Origin of the sequence: Streptomyces sp. V4I23 (genome assembly GCF_030817975.1) — a bacterium.
In the GTDB taxonomy this organism is placed as follows: domain Bacteria; phylum Actinomycetota; class Actinomycetes; order Streptomycetales; family Streptomycetaceae; genus Streptomyces.
In genome coordinates this window covers 7,282,688-7,305,335 of sequence record NZ_JAUSZW010000004.1, presented here as the reverse complement: position 1 = coordinate 7,305,335, position 22,648 = coordinate 7,282,688, and the positions used below count along the sequence as shown (strand labels likewise).

Sequence of the window (22,648 nt, the reverse complement as noted above, 5' to 3'; positions counted from 1 at the left end):
CACAGCACCGGCTTCGCCCTGCTGGTGCCCGTTCGGCGAATCGGTAACCCCCGCCGCGACCGGCTCCCTATCGCAGGCCGCGCCGCGCCGCCGCGGCGTCGCCGATGCCGTGGGGCGAGCGGGCGGGGGCGGGCGCGGCCCGACGCCGACGGCAGACACCGGGCGGGCCAGGTGGTCCCACTCCTCCCGGCCAGGCAACGGCCGGGCACACGGTCCCGTGAGGCCGCGCGGCCAGGCCCCCTGCGCCCCATCCCCGGGTCGAGTCCTCGTACGAGCGAACGGCGCCGCACGCCACCCGCAGGAGCGCGCGGCGACCGCGTCACATCCGCTCGGCAGGCAGACACGCCGCCGCGCCTGCCCTGCCCGTGGGTCACGCTCCGGCGACGCCGCCGCACAGCGCACGCCGGGCGACGGCCGGGCCGCAGACGTCCGCGTCCGCGCGGAGGGCAGCGACGCGCAGCACCGGCTGCCGCCCGCGCCGCCCGGCCACCCCGTCGTGTGCGGCGGGACGGCCGGGGTAGGCGGACCGCATGACGGTTACGAAGACAGCAGTCCTCGTCCTCGACTCGGCCGAACCTCGGCAACTCGCCGATTTCTACGCGGCGTTGCTCCACGCCGAGGTCCGAATCGGTCACGATCCGGATCTCGTGGAGGTGGCCGGGCGGGACGGCGTGGTGCTCGCCGTGCGGCGCGACCACGGGTACGCGCCGCCGAGCTGGCCGCGCCCCGAGGACTCCCAGCAGTCCCATCTGTACATCCGGGTCGACGAGGGCGACCTGGACGCGGCGGAGCGCGAGGCGGTGAGCCTCGGGGCGGTGCCCGTGGACAACGGCGCCGGGCCCGGCCCGGGTCGTGCGCGCGTCTACGCCGACCCGGCCGGACACTCCTTCACGCTGGAGCCCGCTCCCGGCACCGGTTGAGCCGTGTCAGCGCGCGGCGAGCGCGCCCACGACGCGCCGTGCCGTGTCCGCGCTGGACTGCGGGTTCTGGCCGGTGATCAGGTTGCCGTCCTCGACCACGGTGCTCGACCACGCCGGGCCGGTGGTGACCTTCGCACCGAGCTCGCGCAGCCGCGACTCGACGAAGTACGGCGACCGGTCGCCGAGCCCGCCCTGGCGCTCCTCCTCGTCGCTGAACGAGGTCACCTCCCGCCCGGCGAAGGTGAACGAGCCGTCCTCCCGGCGCGCGCTCAGCAGAGCCGCGAGCCCGTGGCACAGGGCCGCGACGACGCTGCCGCCGCGGTCGGCGTCGTTCAGCAGCCGGCCGAGGTCGGCGTTGTCGGCGAGGTCCGTCATCGGCGCGTGGCCGCCGGGGATGTAGACGCCGTCGTAGTCGTCCGAGGACACCTTGGCGAGGTCGAGCGGCGCGGCGAGGTCGCCGTCGATGGCCGCCAGGTACTGCGGTGAAGCGGCGGGCGTCCTCCTCCTCGACACCGCCGCGCGCGTCCAGGCTGATCGGGTCGGCGGTCGGCCGCACGCCGCCCGGCGTCGCGATGGTCACGTCGTGGCCCGCGGCGCGCAGCACCTCGTGCGACGTCGCGACCTCCTCGGCCCAGAAGCCGGTCGGATGGCTGGAGCCGTCGGCCAGTTCCAGGCTGTCGGCACCGGAGACGACCATAAGGATCTTCGACATGAGGAATGGGTCCTTCGATGATGGATGGCGGTTGTTGAGGCCTCGAGGCGGACAACAGCAGCTTTCACCCGACGCCATCCGCGGGCATCATGGACGTCATAAGTTCCCTTATGGAAAGAGGGTTGCGTGCCCGCGCTGGATCTGCTGTCAACCTTCCTCGAGATCTACCGCTGCGGCTCCCTCTCCGCGGCCGCCGAGCGGCTGGGCCTGACCCAGCCCGCGGTCAGCGGCCAGCTGGCACGGCTGGAACAGGAGCTGGGCGAGCCGCTGTTCGTACGCTCCCGCAAGGGGGCGACGCCCACGGCCCGCGCGGCCGACCTCGCCGCGCGGATCGGCACGCATCTGGACGAGCTCCGCGCCGCGCTGGACACCTCGGGCGACGGCGCCGCCCATGTCGGCACCGTACGCATCGCGGGCGCCGCCGAGCTGATGGCCTTGCGGGTGCTGCCCACGCTGGCCCCGCTCACCACGCGCGGACTGCGCCTGCAGGTGACGCTGGGACTCGCCGCGGACCTGCTGGCGGCCCTGTCGGCGGGACGCGTCGACCTGGTGGTGTCCGCCGTGCGGCCGACGCAGCAGGAGATCGCCGCCACACCGCTCGTCGACGAGGAGTTCGTCCTGGTGGGCCCGCCGACGCTGGCCCGCACCGTCGACCCCGTGCGGCTGGCGGCCGATCCGCCGGGCGCCCTCGCCCACCTGCCGCTCGTCGCGTACGCGGACGACCTGCCGATCGTCAGGCGCTACTGGCTGAGCGAATTCGGCCGGCGTCCGCCGAACGGCATCGCCGTGACCGTTCCCGATCTGCGGGCCGTGCTCGCCGCCGTCGTCGCGGGGGCGGGCGTCAGCACGCTCCCCCGCTACCTGGCCGAACCGGCCCTCGCCGCCGGGTCGGTGGAGCTCCTTCACGAACCGGCCGCACCACCGCTCAACACGCTCTATCTCGCCGTCCGCGCGGGTGCCCTGGTCCACCCCCCGCTCGCTCTCGTGCACGACCACCTGCGCACCAGGGCCCACCTGTGGGGCGCGCTCTGACGCGACAGCGACGTCCGATTCCCGCCGGACGCGCGGGGCTCCCGGTCGCACTCTGGACAACGGACACGAGGACCCGATACGACCCCGGAGAACGACGATGAGCACGACCACCGCCGCCCGGACGACACCGCGCCGGCGCGTGGACGGCGCCGACTGGCCCGGCCTCGGGCGGGAACTGGACGAACACGGCTGTGCGCTCACCCCGCCGCTGCTCACCTCCGCGCAGTGCGCGGCGATCGCCGGCCTGTACGACCGCGAGGAGCTGTTCCGGAGCACGATCGACATGGCCAGGCACCGCTTCGGCTCGGGAAGCTACCGGTACTTCACGCACGAGCTGCCGGAGCCGGTCGCCGAACTGCGTGCCGCGCTCTACCCCCACCTGCTGGGCGTCGCCCGTGACTGGGCCCGGCGTCTGGGCCGCCCGGCGCCGTGGCCCGACTCGCTGGACGAGTGGCTCGCCATGTGCCACGCGGCGGGCCAGGACCGGTCGGCGCAGATCCTGTTGCGCTACGAGCGGGGCGACTGGAACGCCCTGCACCGGGACGTGTTCGGGGACATGGTCTTCCCGTTGCAGGTGGTCATCGGCCTGGACGCCTACGGCCACGACTACACGGGCGGTGAGTTCCTTCTCGTCGAGCAGCGGCCCCGGGCGCAGTCCCGCGGCACGGTCCGCGTACTGGAACAGGGCCACGGCCTGGTCTTCACCACACGGGACCGCCCGGTCGCCACCCGCCGCGGCTGGTCGGCCGGGGCGGTCCGGCACGGCGTGAGCACCGTCCGCTCGGGCCTGCGCCGCTCGCTGGGCCTGGTCTTCCACGACGCGGCGTGACGCGGGACGCGCCCGGGGCCTCCGGCGTCGGCCGCGGGCGGCGGACCCGGCCGCGGCCGGGTCCGCCGGGGCGGGCGCGAGGCGTCAGTCGCGGGCCTCAACCCGGGCCGGCTCCGGCTCCGGAACCGGCTCGGTGACGGGCCGACGGCGCCGGGACGTCAGCCAGAGGCCGACCGGCTCGGTGTACCGCGCCGTCAGCGGGCCGACGACCACCAGGATCAGGACGTACGCCGTCGCCAGCGGACCCATCGACGGCTCGATCCCCGCCGAGACCGCGAGGCCCGCGATGACGATGGAGAACTCGCCGCGCGCCACCAGCGTGCCGCCCGCGCGCCAGCGGCCCTTGGGGCCGACACCCGCGCGCTTCGCCGCCCAGTAGCCGGTGGCGACCTTGGTGAGGGCCGTCGTGACGGCCAGCGCCAGAGCGGGCAGCAGCACCGGCGGAATGCTGGACGGGTCGGTGTGCAGTCCGAAGAAGACGAAGAACACCGCGGCGAACAGGTCGCGCAGCGGGCTCAGCAGCGTGTGCGCGCCCTCGGCCACCTCGCCTGACAGCGCGATCCCGACGAGGAACGCGCCGACCGCTGCCGAGACCTGGAGCTGCTGCGCGATGCCCGCCACCAGCAGGGTGAGGCCGAGCACGACCAGCAGCAGCTTCTCCGGGTCGTCGCTGCTGACGAAGCGTGAGATGACCCGCCCGTAGCGGACGGCGACGAACAGCACCGCGCCCGCGACGCCCAGCGCGATCGCCAGCGTCACACTGCCCGCGGCGAGACCGACGCCGGCGAGCAGGGCGGTGATGATCGGCAGGTAGACGGCCATCGCCAGGTCTTCGAGGACCAGGATGCTGAGAATGACCGGGGTCTCCCGGTTGCCGAGCCGGCCCAGGTCGCCGAGCACCTTGGCGATGACGCCTGACGACGAGATCCACGTGACACCGCCGAGGACGACGGCCGCCACCGGGCCCCAGCCCATCAGCAGCGCAGCCGCCGCGCCCGGCAGTGCGTTGAGGGTGAAGTCGACGAGGCCGGCCGGGTACTGCGTCCTGAGGTTGGAGACGAGGTCGCTCGCCGTGTACTCGAGGCCGAGCATCAGCAGGAGCAGGATGACGCCGATCTCGGCGCCGATCGCCACGAACTCCTCGCTCGCGCCGAGGGGCAGCAGACCGCCCGTGCCGAAGGCGAGACCGGCGAGCAGGTACAGCGGGATCGGCGAGAACCGCAGCCGCCCCGCGAATCTGCCCAGCAGTCCCAGCCCGAGGATGATCGCGCCGAACTCGATGAGGAATACCGCGGAGTGCACCCGGTCACTCCCGTCCGAGGATCGCCGCGGCCGCTTCGACGCCCTCGCGGGTGCCGATGACGATCAGCGTGTCCCCGCCGGCCAGCCGGAAGTCCGGCCCCGGCGAGGGGATGGCCTCGGCCCGGCGCAGTACGGCCACCACCGAGGCACCGGTCTCGGTGCGCAGCCGCATCTCGCCCATCACACGGCCGTTCCACACGGAGTGCGCGGACACCTCGACGCGTTCGGCGATCAGGCCGAGGTCGGTGGTGTGCAGGACGTTGGAGCTGTGGTGGTCGGGCATCAGGGCGTCGATGAGCGAGGCGGCCTCGGCGCTCGTCAGGTGCACGGACTGCGCGCAGGCGTCGGGATCGTCGGGCCGGTAGACGTTCACCGAGCGAGTGCCGTCGCGGTGGGCGATGACCGACAGGTGCCGGTGTTCGCGGGTGGTGAGGTCGTACTGGACTCCGATGCCTGGCAGAGGTGTCGTGCTCATCCGGGGAGCGGGCACGGCCCGTCCTCCTTGTTCGTTCGCGTCGTGCTTGCCTACGGGGGACCTGCGGTGATCAGCGCGGCACCGCTCCGCCATCGTGTCATCCGCGCCCCCGGGCCCGTCCGGCGGATGCGCACAGCGCCGCCGCGGCACGCGTGGCGAGCCGCCGCTACGAGCCGGTCACGCGGGCGAGGAGCAGCGCGACGTCGTCCGGGGCGTCGGGCCGGCGCAGCGCGTGCAGCAGCCGGTCACAGGTCTCCCCCAGCGTGGCGTCGGCGGTCTGGAGCAGGTCGAGCAGCATGTTCAGCCGGACGTCGATGTCCTGGTCGCGCGTCTCGACCAGGCCGTCCGTGTACAGGACGAGCACGTCACCCGGGTCGATGCCGACGGTGATGCTGCGCAGTGCGACGCCGCCGACGCCGCCGACGCCGAGGGGGGTGCCGGTGGGCAGGTCGAGCAGCCGGGGCGCGCACCCGCTGCGCACCAGGACCGGGGGCAGGTGGCCCGCGTTGGCGATGCAGCACTGTGCGCGGTGCGGGTCGTACACGGCGTACATGCAGGTGGCGATGTACGGGTCGAGTCCGGCGGTGATCTCGTCGAGGTGGCGCAGCACGACGGCGGGGTCCAGGGCGAGCCGGGCGAGCGTCTGGGTGGCGGTGCGCAGCCGGCCCATGGCGGTGGCGGCGTTGATCCCGCTGCCCATCACGTCGCCGACGACCAGGGCGGTGCGTTCCCTGTCCATGGGGATGATGTCGAACCAGTCGCCGCCGACCTCGCTGTTCGCGCGCGCCGGCTGATAGCGGGAGGCCACTTCGAGGCCGACGAGATGCTCGGGCGTCTCGGGCAGCATGCTGCGCTGGAGCGTGAGCGCGGTCTGGCGCTGCTGGCGGTACCACCGCGCGTTGTCGATGCAGACGGCGGCGCGCGCGGCGAACTCGGTCGCCAGCAGGACGTCGTCCTCGGTGAACGGGTCGGGATTGCGGGCGCGTTTGAGGTCGAGCGCCCCGAGGACCTCGCCGCGGGCGATCAGCGGCACGGCCATGTAGGAGTGCACGCCGGCCTCGGCGAGGATTCCGGCGGCCCTGCTGTCGCGGGCTATGTCGCGCAGGTCCTGCTCCCCGAGTCTGGGGATGGTGACGGGGCGTGCGGTGTTGACGCACTGGGTGACGAGACGCCCGGCGTCGTACCGGGCGAGTTCACCGGGGCGGTCGGCGGCCTCGACGGCGACGGTGGGGTAGGCGGCGGCGACCGCGAGGGCGCGGATCAGCATCGGGGCGTCGTCGTGTCTCCGGTCCGGGCGGCCGTCGGGGCCGACGAGGACGCTGTCGAGGACGTCGACGGCGGCCACGTCCGCCAGCTCGGGCACCGCCACGTCCGCCAGCTCGCGGGCCGTCTGCTCCAGGTCGAGGGTCGTCCCGATGCGTACGGAGGCATCGGCGACGAGGGCCAGGCGCCGACGCGCCCGCTCCGCCTCCGTGGCCGCGCGGTGCCGGTCGGTGACGTCGACGACGGAGAGAGCGATCCCGAGCACGCGCCCGCCGGGGTCCTCCAGCCGGTACAGGGACACCGACCAGGCACGCTCACCGACGGGGTCCGAGGGGACCCGGCCGAGCACATGCCGGTCCAGCAGCGGCGCACCGGAGGCGAGGACCTCGCGCATGGCGGCCTCCAGGCTCTCCGCGTCGCCGAACGGCAGCGTCTCCGGGATGCTGCGGCCGATGAGGTCGTCGGCGGGCCGCCCCCCGATCCGTTCCAGGGCGGGGTTCACCGCCACGTACCGCAGGTCGCTGCCGAGCACGGCGAGCCCGATCGGGGACTGGTCCACCAGGCGCACAGACAGCGCCAGGTCGCGCTCGACGCGGCGCAGCGTCGGCTGGTCGGTGGCGAGCCCCAGCGCGTAGTAGCCGCCGAGGTCGTCCTGCAAGCGCATGTTGCGCCATTCCAGCAGCCGTGTGGAGCCGTCCTTGTGCCGTACCCGGAAGACGCCCTCCCAGCCCTGGCCGCTCTCCATGACCTGCTGGAACAGGCTCAGCACCAGGTCGAAGTGCTCGTCGGCGACCAGCAGCTGCGCGGCATACTGCCCCAGTGCCTCCTGCGGGGTGTAGCCGAGGAGCTGCTCCGCCTGCGGGCTCCACAGCACGATGCGGCCCTGTGAGTCGAGGACGACGGCGGCGACCGCGAGCACGTCCATGAGCCCGCCCGGCGGCGACAGCGCGGCGTCCGTACGGCGGTCTGCTGCGAGGCCGGCACGGAACACGTCAGCGCTGCCCACAATCGCTCCTTCCCCTGTCACGATGCACAGGCACGGCCGTTCGCTCACGACCTCACACCGGATGACGGGATACCTCCCATATTCCCTCCCCACCGGCGTGCACCGCAGCCCTTCGGACCGATCTGTCGCGGCGGACCGCGCCCGGTCCGCGCCCGGCGCGTGCGCCGCCCACCCGTCCCGCCCCCGGGCCGGGTGGGCGGGACGGAACGGCGAACTCGTCCCGGACGACCGCGAGTTGCCGGACCTGCGGAGATCGCCCGTCACAGCACCCGGCCGCTGCTCCGGTACGCGGCGAGCGCCCAGATCACGAACACGTCCAGCGCGATCATGATCACCGACCAGATCGGGGCGTACGGCAGGAAGAGGAACTGCGTGACCAGGCTCAACGAGGCGAGCACGATGCCGGTGAGCCGGGCCCACTCGGCGCCCTTCAGCACCCCGGCGCCGGTGACCGCGACGAGGAGCCCGACGACGAGATGGATCCAGCCCCAGCCGGTGAGACTGATCCGGTACGCGTAGTCACCGACCGTGAGGTACCAGTCGTCCTCGATGACCCCCGCGAGGCCCTGGAACACGGCCAGGACGCCGCCGCACAGCATCAGGACGCCGGCGAAGACGACTCCGCCGGTCACCCAGCCGTCGGCTGGGTCCGGTACGGGCGGTGTGGCGCCGACCGGGCGCGTTTGCTGGCTCATGATCACTCCTCGCGCTGGGTCCCGTACGCGGACGCGTGCGGGGTTTCGAGCGTCCGGCGGCGCCGTCCCCTGCGCCATGCGGAGGAATCCGGACGGGTGACGGCGGCGGGCCCGCGACGGCCGGGCCTCACGCGGCTCCCCCACCGCACCGGGCGTGCCGGGGGCGGGGCGGGCTTCGACCGGTGCGGCCACCGGCTCCAAGGAGGCCCTATGAGGGACGGACCCGGTCCGCGCCGGGACCTCCCGCCCGACGGCCCTCCTGCCGAACCTGGTTGAGTGGGGGTACGTCCCACCAGGAAGACAGGAAGAAGGAAAAGGAAGCGACCATGCCGAGCTCCTCCCTGACCGCCTCCGAGGCCCGCCCCCGGCTGCACGAGCTGACCGTCATCGACGTGCGCACACCGGGCGAGTACGCCTCCGGCCACCTGCCCGGCGCCCACAACATTCCGCTCGACCGTCTGGACCGGGCGCTGCCCGCGCTGAGAACCGCGGCCGAGCGCGGCGATCTGCTGGTCGTCTGCGCCTCGGGCACCCGCTCGGCCCGGGCGTGCGACATCCTCTCCGGGCACGGCATCACCGCGGCGACCCTGACCGGGGGCACCGACAGCTGGGCCGAGCTCGGTCACGACCTGCACCGGCCGGCCGGGGCGCGGACGGCGTGGGCCATGGAGCGGCAGGTCCGGCTGGCGGCCGGCTCGCTGGTGCTGGCGGGTCTCGCCCTCGGCCGGGTGCGGCCCGCGGCCAGGCTGCTGTCCGCGGGCATCGCGGGCGGGCTGGTCTTCTCGGCCCTCACCGACACCTGCGGCATGGCCCACGTCCTGGCCAAGCTCCCCCACAACCGTCCCAAGGACACGGATCTCGACGCCACGATCGCCTCGCTGACGGCGTGAGGGGCGGCGTGCCGTCACCCGGGGCCGCCCGGTGTGACGGCACCGGAGGCGCGACTCCCCTCTGACTCCCTTCTGGCTCCGTCTGCGACTCTGCGTCGGTGAAAAACGACCAGTTGAGGTGAGCGCGCCCCACGCACCGGATCCCGCGTCCGGCATAGCGTCGGCGCGGCGCGGCGCGGCGCACGGCCGCCCCTTCCGTCACCGCGACCGAGGTGTTGCCCTCATGCCCATGCAGTCCTGGTTCTCCGACGCGAAGCTGGGAATCTTCGTCCACTACGGCGTCTACGCCGTCGACGGCGTGCCCGAGTCCTGGTCGTTCTACACCGGTCAGGTCTCCCACGAGCAGTACATGAAGCAGCTGGACGGCTTCACCGCCGCGCGCTACGACCCGCGGGAATGGGCGGCGCTGTTCGTGCGGGCGGGCGCGCGGTACGCGGTGCTGACGGCCCGTCACCACGACGGCGTGGCCCTGTGGGACACCGCGCTCGGCGACCTGGACGTCGTACGCCGCACGCCCGCCGCACGCGATCTGGTCGGCCCCTACGCCGACGCGCTGCGCGAGCAGGGGCTCAAGGTGGGGCTGTACTACTCGCACTCGGACTGGAACCACCCGGACTACGCGAGCGTGCTGCACCCCCGCCCGACCCACGAGGACGTGCTCACCAGCCGCTGGGTCGCACCCGCGGACGGTGTCGAGGACCCGGCGGCCTGGGCCCGCTACCTGGCCTACCGCGACGGCCAGGTCGGCGAGCTGGTCGACCGCTACCGCCCGGATCTGCTGTGGTTCGACGGCGAGTGGGAACGGGCCGAGGAGCAGTGGGGCCTGGACGCGCTCGCCGCCCGCATCCTGGCCGGGAACCCGGACACCGTGCTCAACGCCCGGATGCTCGGTCACGGGGACTACGCCACGCCCGAGCAGGGCGTTCCGCTCCAGGCTCCCGAGGGACCGTGGGAGCTGTGCCTGACCGTCAACGACTCGTGGGGCTTCCAGCACGGCGACACGAACCACAAGTCGGTGCGCCAACTGGTGCGCTACTTCGCGGAGACGATCGGCATGGGGGGCAACCTGCTGCTCGACGTGGGCCCGAGGGAGGACGGGACGATCACGGACGAGCAGTCGGCCCGCCTCGAGGGTCTCGGCGGGTGGATCGCCGCGCACCGGGAGGCCGTGTACGGCACGGTCGCCGGGCTGCCCGCGGGGCACCACTACGGGCCGAGCACTCTGTCGCCCGACCGCCGCACGCTCTACCTGGTCTGCTTCGACCCGCCGCGCGAGAGCGTCGGCGTGCGCGGGCTGCGCAGCCGGGTGCGGCGTGTGTCGGTGCTGGGCACGGGTGCGCCGCTCGCGCACCGCGTCGTCGGCGGCCTGGGCGACGTGCCGGGCGTGACCTGGATCGACGCGCCTGCGGCACGGGACGTGGACGAGTACGCGACCGTGCTGGCCGTCGAACTCGACGGCGAGCTGGACGTGTACCGGGGCACGGGCCGGGACTGAGACGGGTCCGCGGGCGGCGACGAAGTATGCGTATGGGTGAGCGCCGCGCGCGGGCCGTCAGGCGTACCCGGAGTGGCACCGGGCCGTGAGGCGCCCGGGCGGCCGCCGGCACCGGGGTTCAATCGCCCGGGCGGACGCCGGCGCGGACGGCGCGCGGGGAAGCACCGAGTTCACGTCGGCACGCCTTGTTGAACGCCTGCAGGTCGGCCACCCCGACCGCCGCCGCGATCGCCGGGATGGTCAGGGTCGACTCCCTCAGCAGATGCCGGGCCCGTTCCATCCGCCGGCGTCTGATGTACGCCACGACGGTGTCGCCGGTCTCGGCCCGGAACAGCCGGGTGAGGTGGTTGTGCGAGATCCCCGCGGCTCTGGCGACGTCCGGAACGGTCAACGGGCCGGCGAGGTGCGACTCCACGTGCGCGACGGCTGCGGCGACGGCGGGGTGCGGCCCGCCGCCCGCACCCGGCGCCGCAGGGAGTCCGGCCACCCGCCACAGCACCGCCCACACGTCGGCGGCCGCCCGGCCCGACTGATCCGGCCCGGCCGCGACGGCGTGGCGCAGCAGGTCGCAGAGCACGGGCAGCAGCGGACCGGCGTCCTGCATCAGCGGTACACGGCACGGCTCCCCGGCCCCAGGCAGCTCCATGTGCACGTACAGGTGCTCCGACCGCCCCCGGTAGCGGTAGCGCACGAGCGCGCCCGGCGGCACCACGCTGACCCGGCCCGGCCTGATCGTGAACTCCTCGCCGTCCACGGCCAGTTCACCGTCGTACGCGTACAGATGGAGCTGCCACAGGTCCGGCAGGCGGAAGACGTCGGCCAGGCCGGCGGTGCCGTGCACACCGACACCGAGGCTCGCGACGCGCGGCGGCCGGTCCAGACGGAGCGCGACCGTCCGGCCGGATGATGTGCCGGGGCTGCTGTCCGTCATGGCGAAAAACTACCAGTGGCCGTCGGGGCGTCCCGGACGGTCCACGGCAGGGCTCGGCCGCGACCACGGCTCCGCCGTGCCCTGCCCGCCGAGGCCCGGGCGGCGCGCCGCCGTGAGCCGAGCAGACACAGGGTGAGACCCACGAGAACGGTGAGCCGTCAATTCTGCTGCGGCAAGGGAAAGTTCGCGGGAAACGATGCGACTTCACCTTTGAAGCCCTGAAGTTTGTACACAGTGATGACGAAGTATGGACACCGTGAGCGAAAGACTCCTAGGGTGTGCGACGCACTCGTGTGAGCTTCAGGTTTCCGCACGGTTTCGCCCACCGCTCATCGCCCCCGGATCGGAATCGCCCGATCCCGCCCGCGTTGTGGTCCACGTTCGTTCACCACCGTTACGCGCTCCCGCCGCTGGGAGCCCGGGAGGATGCATGCACGCACGGCTGCACCACCGACTTCGCAGACGACTCACCGGCCTGGTCGTCGCCTCCTTCCTCGCCGGCTGCTTCACCTCGGCGCCGTCGTACGCGGCGGACACGGCCGCAGGCGACCTGCCGCCGCAGGAACCCGGCGTCACCCTGCGCGTCTTCGACGTGCAGCTGCCCATGAACAAGATCTGCTCCCTCAAGCCCGGACAGACCCCGAACGTCGACAAGTTGATGCCGGTCATCGACTGGAGCGCGACCGAGGACTTCGGCGTCGGCGACCACTTCGTCTCGCAGGTGATCGCCAACATCGACATCCCGCAGGACGGTTCCTACGACTTCCGGCTGACCAGCGACGACGGCTCGCGCCTGCTGATCGACGACAGACCGGTCATCGACCACGACGGCCTCCACGCCGCCGAGCCCAAGGACGGAACGGTCCACCTGACCCAGGGTCACCATGCTCTGCGCATCGACCACTTCGACCGCACCGGCGGCCAGCAGATCACCCTGGCCTGGCGGCCGCCGGGCTCCTCGGGCTTCTCCCTCGTACCGGGCTCCGTCCTGAGCACCGACGCCGGGGTCGTGCGTGTGACGGCGCCGGGCCGCAAGGAGTGCGAGAGCGGCGCCGACTCCCCCGGTGACGGCCTCCCCCTGGCCGGTGTCCACCCGAACTACCGGCTGACCGACCTCCGTCCGAGCGGATTCGAGCCGCAGGTCACGGCCATGGACTGGCTCCCGGACGGGCGCCTGGCCGTGACCACGTGGGGCGGCACCGACAACACGACGGGCGAGGTGTACCTCCTCGGCAACGTCACCGGCGACACCGGCCCGGAGAAGGTGACGGTCAAGAAGGTGGCGAGCGGCCTCAAGGAGCCGATGGGCATCAAGGCCGTCGACGGCAAGCTGTACGTCTCGCAGAAGCACGAGCTGACCGAACTCGCGGACACCGACGGGAACGACGTCGTCGACGCGACGCGGACGGTCGCGACCTGGCCCTTCGGCGGCAACTTCCACGAGTTCGCCTTCGGCCTGCTGTACCGGGACGGATTCTTCTACCTCAACCTGTCCGTGGCCATCAACTACGGCGGTGCCACGACCGACCCGCAGCCCGCGGCCAACCGCGGCACCACCGTCAAGGTCAACCGGAAGACCGGCAAGGTCTCGTACGTCGCCGGCGGCCTGCGCACGCCCAACGGCATCGGCTGGGGACCTGATGGCGACATCTTCGTGACCGACAACCAGGGCGGCTGGCTGCCGGCCTCCAAACTGGTGCGCATCAAGCAGGACCGCTTCTTCAACCACTACACGAACCCGGACGGGCCGTTCGACGCGAACCCGGTGACAAAGCCGGTGCTCTGGCTGCCCCAGAACGAGATCGCCAACTCGCCCAGCACACCGCTGCACCTGACCGAGGGCCCGTTCGCCGGTCAGATGCTCTTCGGCGACGTCACCTACGGCGGACTCCAGCGCGCCTACCTCGAACGGGTCGAGGGCCAGGACCAGGGCGCCGTCTTCCGGCACACCCAGGGCCTCGAAGCCGGCGTCAACCGGATCAGCCGCGGCCCGGACGGCGCGATCTACGCCGGCGGACTGGGCGCCGGCGGCAACTGGGGCCAGGAGGGCAAGCTCGCCCACGGCCTGCAGAAGCTGACACCGAACGGGGGCAACGCCTTCGACATCCTCGCGATGCGGGCGAAGCCGGGAGGCTTCGAGCTGGAGTACACGCAGCCGCTGTCCCAGGCCACCGCCGACACGCTGGCCGCCCGCTACCAGGTCAAGCAGTGGCGCTACGTCGCCACACCCGCGTACGGCGGCCCCAAGGTCGACGAGGAGACCCTTGCCGTACGGTCGGCCACGCTGTCCGAGGACCGCAAGAAGGTCACTCTCGACATCGTCGGCCTCAAGCAGGACCGCGTGGTCCACGTGCGCTCGCCGCGCCCCTTCAGCTCCGCGAGCGGCGAAGCGTTGTGGAGCACCGAGGCCTGGTACACACTGAATGCCATGCCGGGAGGAACACCGCCGACCACGCTCTACGAGGCGGAGGAGGCGCGCCTCGCGGGCGGCGCCGGTACCGCCACGAACCACGCCGGCTACTCCGGCAGCGGTTTCGTCGACGGGTTCGGGACCAAGGGAGCAGCCGTCGCGTTCGACGTCGAGGTGGAGAAGGAGGACACGTACGACGTCGGCCTGCGGTACGCCAACGGACCGAATCCGTTCACCGGTACCAAGTCGGTGAGTGTGTACGTCAACGGCACCAGGATCAAGCAGTCGAAGCTGCTGAGCACGGGTGCCTGGAACAGCTGGTCCACCAGCACCGAGCAGCTGCCCCTGCACGCCGGGCACAACACGGTCACCTACCGGTACGACGACGGCGACACCGGCCACGTCAACCTCGACCTCGTCGCCGTCCATCCCCACGGCAGCCGCGTCGTCCTGTTCGACGGAGCGGACAGCGGCGCCTGGCAGCACACCGACGGGCGCACGGCCCAGTGGCCTTTGACGGACGGCGCGATGGAGGTCTGCTGCGGCGACATCCGCGCCAAGCAGGCGTTCGGCGACTTCCGAATGCACATCGAGTTCTGGCTGCCCGAGCTGCCGCCGGACGTGACCGGCCAGAACCGCGCCAACAGCGGCGTGTACCTCCAGGAGCGCTACGAGATCCAGATCCTGGACTCGTACGGCGACACCACGCCCGCCGACGACGAGGCGGCCGCGATCTACAAGCAGAAGGCCGCGGACGTCAACGCCGCGAGGCCCCCCGGGACCTGGCAGACGTACGACATCACCTTCCGCGCGGCCCGTTTCGACGACAAGGGCGCCAAGACCGAGGACGCGCGCGTCACGGTGGTCTGGAACGGCACGACCGTCCACGACGACGTGGCGATCACCGGCCCGACCGGCGCGGGCGCGCCCGAGGGGCCGACGGCGGGCGCCATCCGCCTCCAGGACCACGGCAACAAGGTGCGCTACCGCTCCGTGTGGATCGAGCCCCTGTCGTAGGGACCCACTCGCGACGGCCGTCCCGGGGGCCCGGGACGGCCGTCGTGGCGTTTCGGCGAAGAGATGAGGACAGGGGTGTCACCCGTCATCGGCATTCGAGGAGCGTCCGCGCAGATGCCCGGTTCCGGTTCCGGCCCGAGGCCGCCGAACATGAAGGAATGTTGTCCTCGGCCGCGTCGGTGTGCGTATTACGGAGAGATGGCGCGGCCCGCACCCGGCGACCGCCCCATGGTGAGGGGGGTGCAACGGGCTCCTTACTGACGGGAAATGGCGTGCTGACGGTCGTTGCCTAGCGTCGATCGTGTGACGGGGAACGCCAAGCCGGGGATCGGCCGCATCGCACGTGCACTGCCTGGTTGGAAGACCATCCGCGGGCGGGTCGCCGTCGTGCTGGCCGTGCCGACGTGTCTGCTGCTCGTGCTCACCGGGCTCGCGGTCGCGGATCGCGCCGCCGACTGGTCCGCGGCGCGGGAGACCCGGGAACGGGTGGACCTCGTGCTCCAGGTCCAGGCGCTTGTCCACGATCTGCAGCGCGAGCGGGGCCTCACCAACGGCCTCTTGGGCGGGGCCCGCCAGTACCGCGACGACGTCGACGGGCAGCGCCTGCGCTCCGACGAGGCCCGTGCCGACCTCGCCGCGCTGCTCGCCGAGGGCGACAACGACCCGGAGACCGCGTCCGCGGTGGAGGGAGCGCGGGCTTTGCTGACGGGTCTGGCCGCCGTACGGGCCGAGGTCGACGACGGATCCGCGGACCGTGCGGCCACCCTGCGCTTCTACACCTCCGTCATCACCGCGCTGATCAAGGCACAGTCGGCGGACGGAGATGACGCGGCGCGCGGCGACAGGGCGCTGGCGGACGGGATCGACGCGCTCCAGGCGCTCGCCGACATCGAGGAATCCGTGGCGCTGGAGCGCGGCTCGCTCAACGGAGTGTTCGCGGCGGGGCGCTTCAGAGGCGGTGAGTATCTGGCGTTCACCGAGGTACGGGCCGCCCGGATCGCCGCCCGCGGGCAGTACGCGCAGTCGGCCACCCAGGCCCAGCGGGGGGCGCTCGACCGTGCGTTCGCGACCCGCGACGCCAAGCGGGCCACCGGCCTGGAGAAACGTGCGGCGGCCGGCGCGGACGGGTCCCGGCTGAACGTCGACCCGGATGTGTGGTGGCGGTCGATGACCGTGCTGGTCGACGACCTGCACGCCGTCCAGCGGAGCGTCGGCGCGGACGTACGGGACAGGGCAGGGCAGCTCAGCGATGATGCGACCGGCCAGCTCGGGGGCTTTCTCGGCCTCGGCGTGCTGATCGTCGCGCTCGCCACCGCCCTCGCCGTACTCTCGGCCCGCTCCATCACACGCCCGCTCGGCGCCCTCGCGCAGGAGGCGGACGAGGTGGCGGGTGCACGCCTGTCCGAGGCGGTCCTGCGCATTCAGCAGGCCGACCCGGACGACACCGCGGCCCACCTCACGTCCGAGCCGCCCGAACCAGGGCCGGAGCCCGGATTCCACGACGGCGCGCAGGAGATCGCCCTGCTCGCCGCGGCTCTTCACAATGTCGAGCGGACGGCTGTCGGCCTCGCCGCCGAGCAGGCCGTCCTCCGCCGCAACACCTCGGAGTCTCTCGCCAACCTCGGGCGCCGCAACCAGAGCCTGCTCCGCCGCCAGCTCGGCCTCATCACCACGCTGGAGAGCCAGGAGGTCGACCCGGACGCGCTCGCCGAGCTCTTCGAGCTCGACCACCTCGCCACCCGGATGCGCCGCAACGCCGAATCGCTGCTCGTCCTCGTCGGCGAGCACGGGCCGCCGCGTACCTGGACGGGCACGGTCGGTGCGCTGGAGGTCGTCCAGTCAGCGGTGTCGGAGGTCGAGCAGTACCAGCGGGTGGCGGCCGTGGACGTCGAGCCGTGCCGGATCCGCGGCCACGCGGTGGCCGAACTGTCCCACCTGCTCGCCGAGTTGATCGAGAACGCACTGGTCTTCTCTCCGCCAGACCGCCCTGTCGAGGTGTACGGCTGGCGCGACGGAGCCGAGTACTGCCTCGCCGTCGTGGACCGCGGCGTCGGCATGACCGCCGAGGCGCTGGCCCGCTCCAACGCCCGTCTCTCCGGCAAGCAGAGCTTCCTCGTCGCACCCACCCGCTTCCTCGGCCACTACGTCGTCGGTCGGCTCTCCGCCCGCCTCGGCGCGCAGGTCGAACTCCGCGAGACCGAGGGCTCAGGCATCACCGCATACGTGGCCCTGCCGCCCGCGCTGCTCGCCGCCCCCGCCCCCATCGAGCAACCACCAGGCAAGGACCGGATCAGGTCCATGCTCAGCGGCTTCCGCGAGGGCGTCGCCCGCGGCGCGGCGGCCGGAAAGGACAGCGCATGACCGTGACGACCGGCACCCCGCTCACCGGCGAGGCGCAGAACTTCAGTTGGCTCATCGCCGAATTCGTACGGACCGTCCACGGCGTCGCCGACGCGGTCGCCGTCTCGTCCGACGGGCTGCTGCTGGCTGCCTCCGATTCCCTGGGCCGCGACCGCGCCGACCACCTGGCCGCCGTCGTCTCCGGTATCACGAGCCTCGCCCTGGGCGCGGCCCGGGCCCATGGCCGGCACGGCGGAGGGGGTGTGAGGCTGGTGATGATCGAGATGTACGGCGGCTTCCTGCTGGTCACCACGGTCCGGGACGGGAGCTGTCTGGGCGTGGTCGCGGCGGAGGGCAGCGACGTCGGCATGATCGGCTACGAGATGGGGGTGCTGTCCGACCGCGTGGGCGGCCTGCTCACGCCGCAGCTGGTCACCGAACTCCAGGTGGCCGCCACGCGCTGAGGCGCGCCTTATGCCCGCATGAGCAGCGAACCCTGAAGAGGTGACCCCGGTGCCCGGCCGGGCGCCCCATCGCGGGGGCCTGGCCGGGCACGGACCCGGCTACAGGTACGGGCGTGTGATCAGCTCGATCGCGTGGCCCGCGGGGTCCTTGAAGTACACCCCTCGACCGCCGTGCTCGTTGTTGATCTCGCCCGGGCGCCGCATCTGCGGATCGGCCCAGTGGTCGATGCCGCCGTCGCACAGGCGCTGGTACGCCCGGTCGAACAGCTCGTCGTCGATCAGGAACGCGTAGTGCTGCATCTGGATTTCGACCGGCGGCTCGGCGAACTGCAACAGGACGCCGTCGGTGAGCTGGATGTTCGTGAACAGGCCCCAGGACGGCGCTTCCGGGAGTTCCAACAGCTCTCGGAAGAACCGCGCCGACTCGGTGCGGTCCTTGGCGGCGATGATGGTGTGGTTGAACGTGACTGTCATACGTCTGACCTCGCTGGTGTTCGACACGAAAAGGGACTCGCTGTGCGCGAGCACTGGGAGGTCCGCGTGCCGAAACGAGAGGGTGCCTTCTCGGCACCCGACGAGCGATCAGCCCTCCACCGGATGGCCCGTCTGTGTGTGGCGTATCGCCGGTCCGGTGTTCACGTCGGGTGACGCTACTTGATCCTGCCGACTACGACAACAGAAATGCGCGGGGAAGGCCCCTGAGCCTGCGCGGCACCCTGTTGACGGGATATCAGTTGCCGCCGCCGCGCACGGACGGGAGATGGACCACCACGAGGGCGAAGGCCGCCGCCGTCACATTGCGCGCCGCGGCGTCCAGGCCGTTCCAGTCCGACGACTGCCACATGGCGAACCACTCCCCGCCGATGGCAATGAACCCCAGCCCGAAAAGCAGCAGCACCATCACGAGACCCACGGTGCTCGCCCGCCGGGCACGGTCGTGGGCGCGGTGGCGCAGGCCCGCCGCCCACAGCCAGGTGGCGAGGAGGAGGACCGCGGCGGCGAGAGTCTCCCAGGCGATGATGGCGACGTAGGCGGCGTTCTGCAGCGCCGGCGACTCGATCGCCCGCCACATCAGCTGCGGATCCTTGAACGTGGTATCCATGGCGAGAACGTGCTGGACGAACTGCTGGTTCGTACCGAAGTCGGTGATGTTCCCGAAGACGACCAGCGTCATGTACACCGCCATGGTCCCGGTCAGAACGGTCGCCGCGACGGGCGCGGTACCGAGCTGGAGCAGCCGGTCCACCAGGCCGCCGCCGCGCGTGGTGCCGTCCGCCACGTCCGCCCCCTCGCTCGCCGGCGCCGGCGCCTCGCCGCTACCCGGTTCTCAACTCTGCCATGAGCACGGCGAGTTGGGGAGGCGCTCCACGATGTCGTCGCCGGGGCGGCTCAGTCGGTGTGCCGCGGGAGCAGGGAGCCGAGGGGGCCGAGGTCGATGTTCAGGTCGTCCATCGTGAGGTCGTAGCGGTCGCACAGCTCCGCCATCCGCTCCTGGAGGATCATCAGCGTCATCCCGACGCGTTCCTCCTGGTCCTCGCTCAGGTCTCCCTCGTCGACACGGTGGAGTGCCGTGCGCTCCATCAGCTGGCGCAGCAACTCCACCAGGGAGAGCACGAGTTTGATCAGGTCCCGTTCCACCGTCTCGGGATCCGTCTCCAGACGCCGGGCCGTCGTGCGGGCTTCGCCGCTCACTGGGTCCTCCTCGGGTGTGACCGTACGGGCTTTCCCGCCGGGTGCCTGGCGCGCCTCACCACGGGCCGGGCTCGTCCGCCGTGATCGACCGGATGACGGCGCGGAGATTGATGTGCACCAGATCCACGTCGGCGACGGACAGGACGAGGTCGCCGGTGAGCACCGCTCCTCCGTTGAGGAGGCGGTCCAGCAGATCGACGAGCGCGATCTGCGGGCCCGCGGGCGTGCCGGTCGCGGCGGCGTCCGCCCGGTCCGGCTCGGCGCTCATCGTGCGGCGCCGCCGTCGGCGACGGGGGTCGCGAACGAGTACGGGGCCCAGGGACCGGTGACCTCGAGCCGTACGCCCGGTGTGTCACGGACGAGCGCCTGGAGCCTCGTACGGAACAGTCCGGCACGGTCCTCGGGCACGAGATAGGCCTCGTTGGCGACGTTCTCCCCCTCCCGGGCGGACAGTTCGCCCTGCTGGGGGCGGTGCACCACACGCTCCGGGGCGAGATCACGGACGGCCCGGGCGGCGTCCGCGGCCACGGCGGCGGCGGCCCGGTGGGCATCCCGCCCCGCGCGCCGCTGGGCCCGCCGCTGCTGGAGGTAGGCGCGCCCGGGGCTCTCGGCCGCCGATTCGCCGCTCGGCTCCGGAACAGCGGTGCCGCTCGGGTCGGCGTAGACCTTCACCCCGAACTCGACGTGCCGGTCCAGTCGTTGGAGCAGCTCGTCGAACTCGTGGTGACGTTCCCCCAGCATCGCGGTCACACGCTCGTCGTCCAGGTAGACCGTGGCCAGCCGCATGGGCAGCACCGTCGCCGCCGCGAACGCGGCGTCGACCACCGCGTGGTGGGCGCGGGCGACCGCCTCGAGCCGGGCCAGGTCCTCCAGCTGTGCCTTCAGCCCGTGTTCACCGTACGCGACGGCCGGTACGCGCGACACGAGGGCGGCGAGTCCGCCGGCGCGGGCCACCACGCCCACGGGCCGGTCGTCCACACCGGCGAGGCGCACGGCGGTGCGCGCCAGCGCGTCGTGGTCCCGGCCGACCGCGTACACGTACGACAGCTCGTCGCCGGCCTGGCGGCTCAGCGGGGTGTCGGCCGCGGTGTTCACTGTTCGTCCCGCCTCTCTGTGGTGGCGTGCCCCTCCGTGCCCGTGGCCGCTCCGGGCAGTCCCGCCGCCGCCCGCAGTGCGGCGAGTTCGGCGCGCAGCCGCTCGTTCTCGTGCGCCAGGGCCTCCTGCCCGTCGTGTGCGGCCTCCGCCGCTGCCGGGTGCCCGTTCGGGGCGGCCTGCCGCGGCGCCACCGCTCGGGAGGACAGCGACGGGTCGTGCTCCCACCAGTCGATGCCCATCTCCTTCGCCTTGTCCACGGAGGCGACGAGGAGGCGGAGTTTGATGGTCAGCAGCTCGATGTCGAGCAGGTTGATCTGGATGTCGCCGGCGATGACGACACCTTTGTCCAGGACGCGTTCCAGGATGTCGGCGAGGTTGGCCGACGAACCCTGCTGTCCGTACGGGGAAGCGGCCGTGCGGCCGGCGAGCGGTTGGGTCACGGCGTCCGTCCCCTCCGCACCACCGGTGTCTCGCCCGGCGACGTGCTCCGCTCCCCTGCCGGGGCTGCGCCCGGCCCGGCGTTGTCCGTCATTGCCCGTGCACCTCCTTGTCTCAGCACCGCGGAACGCCGCGGCGCCCGGGGCACGCACGGCCCGGTCAGGGGCCGCGCGTTCCGCGCCGGTGGGCTTCGATCTCCTCCAGCCGGTCGAGGAGATCGTCCTCCCGCCGGTCGAACTCCTCCGCCCCGATACGGCCGGCGGTCAGGTCCCGCTCCAGTGCCGCCAGTTCCCTGAGCACCGGCTCCGGGTCGTAGTACTCGCGTTCCGCGGCCAGCACGAGCTGGTCGAGGACCCAGGCGGTACCCCGGGCGGGAGCGAGCGGGAACGTCAGGAGGCCGGTGATGAGCCCCACGGCTGCCACCTTCCGTCGGGGAGGGTCAGACGAAGCTGTACGGGGGAAGCGGCCCGGTGAGCGTGAGCTGGTAGGTCTTCCCCCGCCGCTCCGCCTCCTCGCGGACGAGCCGGGTGAAGGCCGCCGCCTCCTCGTCTCTGACGAGGAACGACACGTTGAGGAAGACGCTCGTGGCGGCCTCGCCCCGTGCGGTCCGCGCGGCGGCCCCTTCCAGCAGGGCCACCAGTTCGTCGGCCTCGCTCTGCCGGCGGGCCGTGACGGCGTCGGACACCACCTCGCCGAGTGCCACGCGTTCCTGGTGGGCCGAGGGGTCGTCCCGTGTGAGCTCGTTGAGCCGGCGGATCTCGTCGTTCCGCTCCATGATCTCGCGCAGCAGGTCGTCCTCGTCGCGGGACGCCTTGAGATGGAACTCGACGTGGCCTTCCAGCTCGGCGAGCCGTTCCCGGTAGCCGGACTGCTCCTGTTCGAGGACGGCGGCCACCTGCTCGTCGTCGGGACCGAGCAGGCCGAAGCGCATGGGCAGGGTCGCGCCGTCGTCCATGAGCCTCTCGACAACGCTCTGATGGGCCATCACGTCCCGGCGCTTGGCCCGCAGACCGGGCGGCGCCTCGCTGACCACGGCCGTGAGGTCCCGCGCGGTGACCGTGCGCAGGTCCGCCGGCGGGTCACCGACGCCGGCCACGCCGTCCAGGCGCAGCGGGTGGTCGGCCCGGGTGATGGCGTACACGTAGGTGGGCACCAGTCACTCCCCCCGGCTCTGGGACGTCTGACTGGCAGAGGTCTTGCGGGCGGAGCGCTTGCGCGGCTCCTCCTCGGGTTCGTCGCGGTTGCCCTTGATCGTGTCGGTGAAAGCCTCCACCGCCCCGCTCAGCGCGCCCTTCGACTTGCCCTTCGCGCCGTTCTCGGTCATGTCGCCGACGATGTCCGTGAGCTGGCTGGGCGCCTTGCGCCCGGATTCGAGGTCCAGCCGGTTGCACGCCTCGGCGAACCTCAGGTAGGTGTCGACACTGGCGACGACCACGCGCACGTCGACCTTGAGTATCTCGATCCCGACCAGGGAGACCCGCACGAAGGCGTCGATGACGAGCCCTCGGTCGAGGATGAGCTCGAGGACGTCGTACAGGGTTCCCGAGCCGCTCCCACTGGTCGCTGCATTGCTTTGCTGGACGACAGTCACAGCAGAACTCCATCCGATGAGCTGGTTCGGACCCGGCCTCTCACCTGACGG

General features: G+C 72.4%; 24 protein-coding genes. 8 read left to right on the top strand and 16 right to left on the bottom strand.

Annotation, left to right across the window (positions count from 1 at the left end):
- Positions 1-370 precede the first annotated feature (370 nt).
- Positions 371-532, bottom strand: a complete 162-nt coding sequence (locus tag QFZ82_RS35605) for a hypothetical protein (RefSeq protein ID WP_307717052.1) — start codon at positions 530-532, stop codon at positions 371-373.
- Between QFZ82_RS35605 and QFZ82_RS35600 the strand changes: the two genes are divergently transcribed.
- A complete protein-coding gene (locus tag QFZ82_RS35600) occupies positions 531-920 on the top strand; it encodes a VOC family protein (protein ID WP_307717051.1) in 390 nt (129 codons plus the stop codon). The genes QFZ82_RS35605 and QFZ82_RS35600 overlap by 2 nt on opposite strands.
- A gap of 6 nt (positions 921-926) precedes the next feature.
- Here QFZ82_RS35600 and QFZ82_RS35595 read toward each other — a convergent pair whose 3' ends face one another.
- Positions 927-1,433, bottom strand: a complete 507-nt coding sequence (locus QFZ82_RS35595) for a type 1 glutamine amidotransferase domain-containing protein (RefSeq protein ID WP_307717050.1) — start codon at positions 1,431-1,433, stop codon at positions 927-929.
- A 325-nt stretch (positions 1,434-1,758) separates the two neighbouring features.
- Between QFZ82_RS35595 and QFZ82_RS35590 the strand changes: the two genes are divergently transcribed.
- Both QFZ82_RS35590 and QFZ82_RS35585 read left to right on the top strand, forming a co-directional pair.
- Complete coding sequence (locus tag QFZ82_RS35590; RefSeq protein ID WP_307717049.1) at positions 1,759-2,664, top strand: LysR family transcriptional regulator; 906 nt, start codon at positions 1,759-1,761, stop codon at positions 2,662-2,664.
- 97 nt (positions 2,665-2,761) lie between these two features.
- Positions 2,762-3,493, top strand: a complete 732-nt coding sequence (locus QFZ82_RS35585; RefSeq protein ID WP_307717048.1) for a 2OG-Fe(II) oxygenase — start codon at positions 2,762-2,764, stop codon at positions 3,491-3,493.
- Positions 3,494-3,577: 84 nt separating this feature from the next.
- Here the strand turns inward: QFZ82_RS35585 and QFZ82_RS35580 are convergent, their stop codons facing one another.
- The 4 genes from QFZ82_RS35580 to QFZ82_RS35565 form a co-directional block, all read right to left on the bottom strand.
- Positions 3,578-4,795 (bottom strand): cation:proton antiporter, encoded by a 1,218-nt coding sequence (locus tag QFZ82_RS35580; protein WP_307717047.1) that lies wholly within the window; start codon positions 4,793-4,795, stop codon positions 3,578-3,580.
- Between the two features lie 4 nt (positions 4,796-4,799).
- Positions 4,800-5,270, bottom strand: a complete 471-nt coding sequence (locus tag QFZ82_RS35575; protein WP_177147929.1) for a cation:proton antiporter regulatory subunit — start codon at positions 5,268-5,270, stop codon at positions 4,800-4,802.
- Between the two features lie 166 nt (positions 5,271-5,436).
- The gene (locus QFZ82_RS35570) at positions 5,437-7,539 is read right to left on the bottom strand and encodes a SpoIIE family protein phosphatase (protein WP_373429367.1); all 2,103 of its coding nucleotides are present in this window, start codon (positions 7,537-7,539) and stop codon (positions 5,437-5,439) included.
- 260 nt (positions 7,540-7,799) lie between these two features.
- On the bottom strand, positions 7,800-8,234 hold the full coding sequence (locus QFZ82_RS35565) for a hypothetical protein (protein ID WP_307717046.1): 435 nt from the start codon (positions 8,232-8,234) through the stop codon (positions 7,800-7,802).
- Positions 8,235-8,560: 326 nt separating this feature from the next.
- On the opposite strand from QFZ82_RS35565, the gene QFZ82_RS35560 reads away from it, so the two are divergent.
- The gene (locus QFZ82_RS35560; RefSeq protein WP_307717045.1) at positions 8,561-9,124 is read left to right on the top strand and encodes a rhodanese-like domain-containing protein; all 564 of its coding nucleotides are present in this window, start codon (positions 8,561-8,563) and stop codon (positions 9,122-9,124) included.
- 223 nt (positions 9,125-9,347) lie between these two features.
- Positions 9,348-10,619: an alpha-L-fucosidase gene (locus tag QFZ82_RS35555; RefSeq protein WP_373429366.1), complete on the top strand. Its 1,272-nt coding sequence runs from the start codon at positions 9,348-9,350 to the stop codon at positions 10,617-10,619.
- Positions 10,620-10,737: 118 nt separating this feature from the next.
- Here the strand turns inward: QFZ82_RS35555 and QFZ82_RS35550 are convergent, their stop codons facing one another.
- On the bottom strand, positions 10,738-11,550 hold the full coding sequence (locus QFZ82_RS35550) for an AraC family transcriptional regulator (RefSeq protein ID WP_307717043.1): 813 nt from the start codon (positions 11,548-11,550) through the stop codon (positions 10,738-10,740).
- A 430-nt stretch (positions 11,551-11,980) separates the two neighbouring features.
- Here QFZ82_RS35550 and QFZ82_RS35545 point away from each other — a divergent pair, with 430 nt between their 5' ends.
- The 3 genes from QFZ82_RS35545 (at position 11,981) to QFZ82_RS35535 (ending at position 17,781) form a co-directional block, all read left to right on the top strand.
- Positions 11,981-14,977: a family 16 glycoside hydrolase gene (locus QFZ82_RS35545; protein WP_307717042.1), complete on the top strand. Its 2,997-nt coding sequence runs from the start codon at positions 11,981-11,983 to the stop codon at positions 14,975-14,977.
- 303 nt (positions 14,978-15,280) lie between these two features.
- Entirely contained in the window at positions 15,281-17,338 is a 2,058-nt protein-coding gene (locus QFZ82_RS35540) for an ATP-binding protein (RefSeq protein WP_307717041.1), read from the top strand.
- On the top strand, positions 17,335-17,781 hold the full coding sequence (locus tag QFZ82_RS35535; protein WP_307717040.1) for a roadblock/LC7 domain-containing protein: 447 nt from the start codon (positions 17,335-17,337) through the stop codon (positions 17,779-17,781). Before QFZ82_RS35540 ends, QFZ82_RS35535 begins: the two co-directional genes overlap by 4 nt.
- 99 nt (positions 17,782-17,880) lie before the next feature.
- On the opposite strand, the gene QFZ82_RS35530 is transcribed toward QFZ82_RS35535, so the two are convergent.
- The 9 genes from QFZ82_RS35530 to QFZ82_RS35490 form a co-directional block, all read right to left on the bottom strand.
- Positions 17,881-18,255, bottom strand: coding sequence for a VOC family protein (locus QFZ82_RS35530; RefSeq protein ID WP_307717039.1), 375 nt, complete (start codon positions 18,253-18,255; stop codon positions 17,881-17,883).
- A gap of 256 nt (positions 18,256-18,511) precedes the next feature.
- Complete coding sequence (locus QFZ82_RS35525; RefSeq protein ID WP_307717942.1) at positions 18,512-19,027, bottom strand: DUF2165 domain-containing protein; 516 nt, start codon at positions 19,025-19,027, stop codon at positions 18,512-18,514.
- 143 nt (positions 19,028-19,170) lie between these two features.
- The gene (locus QFZ82_RS35520; protein ID WP_373429461.1) at positions 19,171-19,596 is read right to left on the bottom strand and encodes a gas vesicle protein K; all 426 of its coding nucleotides are present in this window, start codon (positions 19,594-19,596) and stop codon (positions 19,171-19,173) included.
- The gene (locus QFZ82_RS35515) at positions 19,529-19,741 is read right to left on the bottom strand and encodes a gas vesicle protein (protein ID WP_307717037.1); all 213 of its coding nucleotides are present in this window, start codon (positions 19,739-19,741) and stop codon (positions 19,529-19,531) included. Before QFZ82_RS35515 ends, QFZ82_RS35520 begins: the two co-directional genes overlap by 68 nt.
- On the bottom strand, positions 19,738-20,568 hold the full coding sequence (locus QFZ82_RS35510) for a GvpL/GvpF family gas vesicle protein (RefSeq protein WP_307717036.1): 831 nt from the start codon (positions 20,566-20,568) through the stop codon (positions 19,738-19,740). Before QFZ82_RS35510 ends, QFZ82_RS35515 begins: the two co-directional genes overlap by 4 nt.
- Positions 20,565-21,008 (bottom strand): gas vesicle protein, encoded by a 444-nt coding sequence (locus QFZ82_RS35505; protein WP_307717035.1) that lies wholly within the window; start codon positions 21,006-21,008, stop codon positions 20,565-20,567. The genes QFZ82_RS35510 and QFZ82_RS35505 overlap by 4 nt, the downstream gene beginning before the upstream one ends.
- A 157-nt stretch (positions 21,009-21,165) precedes the next feature.
- Positions 21,166-21,420, bottom strand: coding sequence for a gas vesicle protein GvpG (locus QFZ82_RS35500; RefSeq protein ID WP_307717034.1), 255 nt, complete (start codon positions 21,418-21,420; stop codon positions 21,166-21,168).
- 25 nt (positions 21,421-21,445) lie between these two features.
- Complete coding sequence (locus tag QFZ82_RS35495; protein ID WP_307717033.1) at positions 21,446-22,159, bottom strand: GvpL/GvpF family gas vesicle protein; 714 nt, start codon at positions 22,157-22,159, stop codon at positions 21,446-21,448.
- 3 nt (positions 22,160-22,162) lie between these two features.
- Positions 22,163-22,597, bottom strand: a complete 435-nt coding sequence (locus QFZ82_RS35490) for a gas vesicle structural protein GvpA (RefSeq protein ID WP_307717032.1) — start codon at positions 22,595-22,597, stop codon at positions 22,163-22,165.
- Positions 22,598-22,648: the final 51 nt, after the last annotated feature.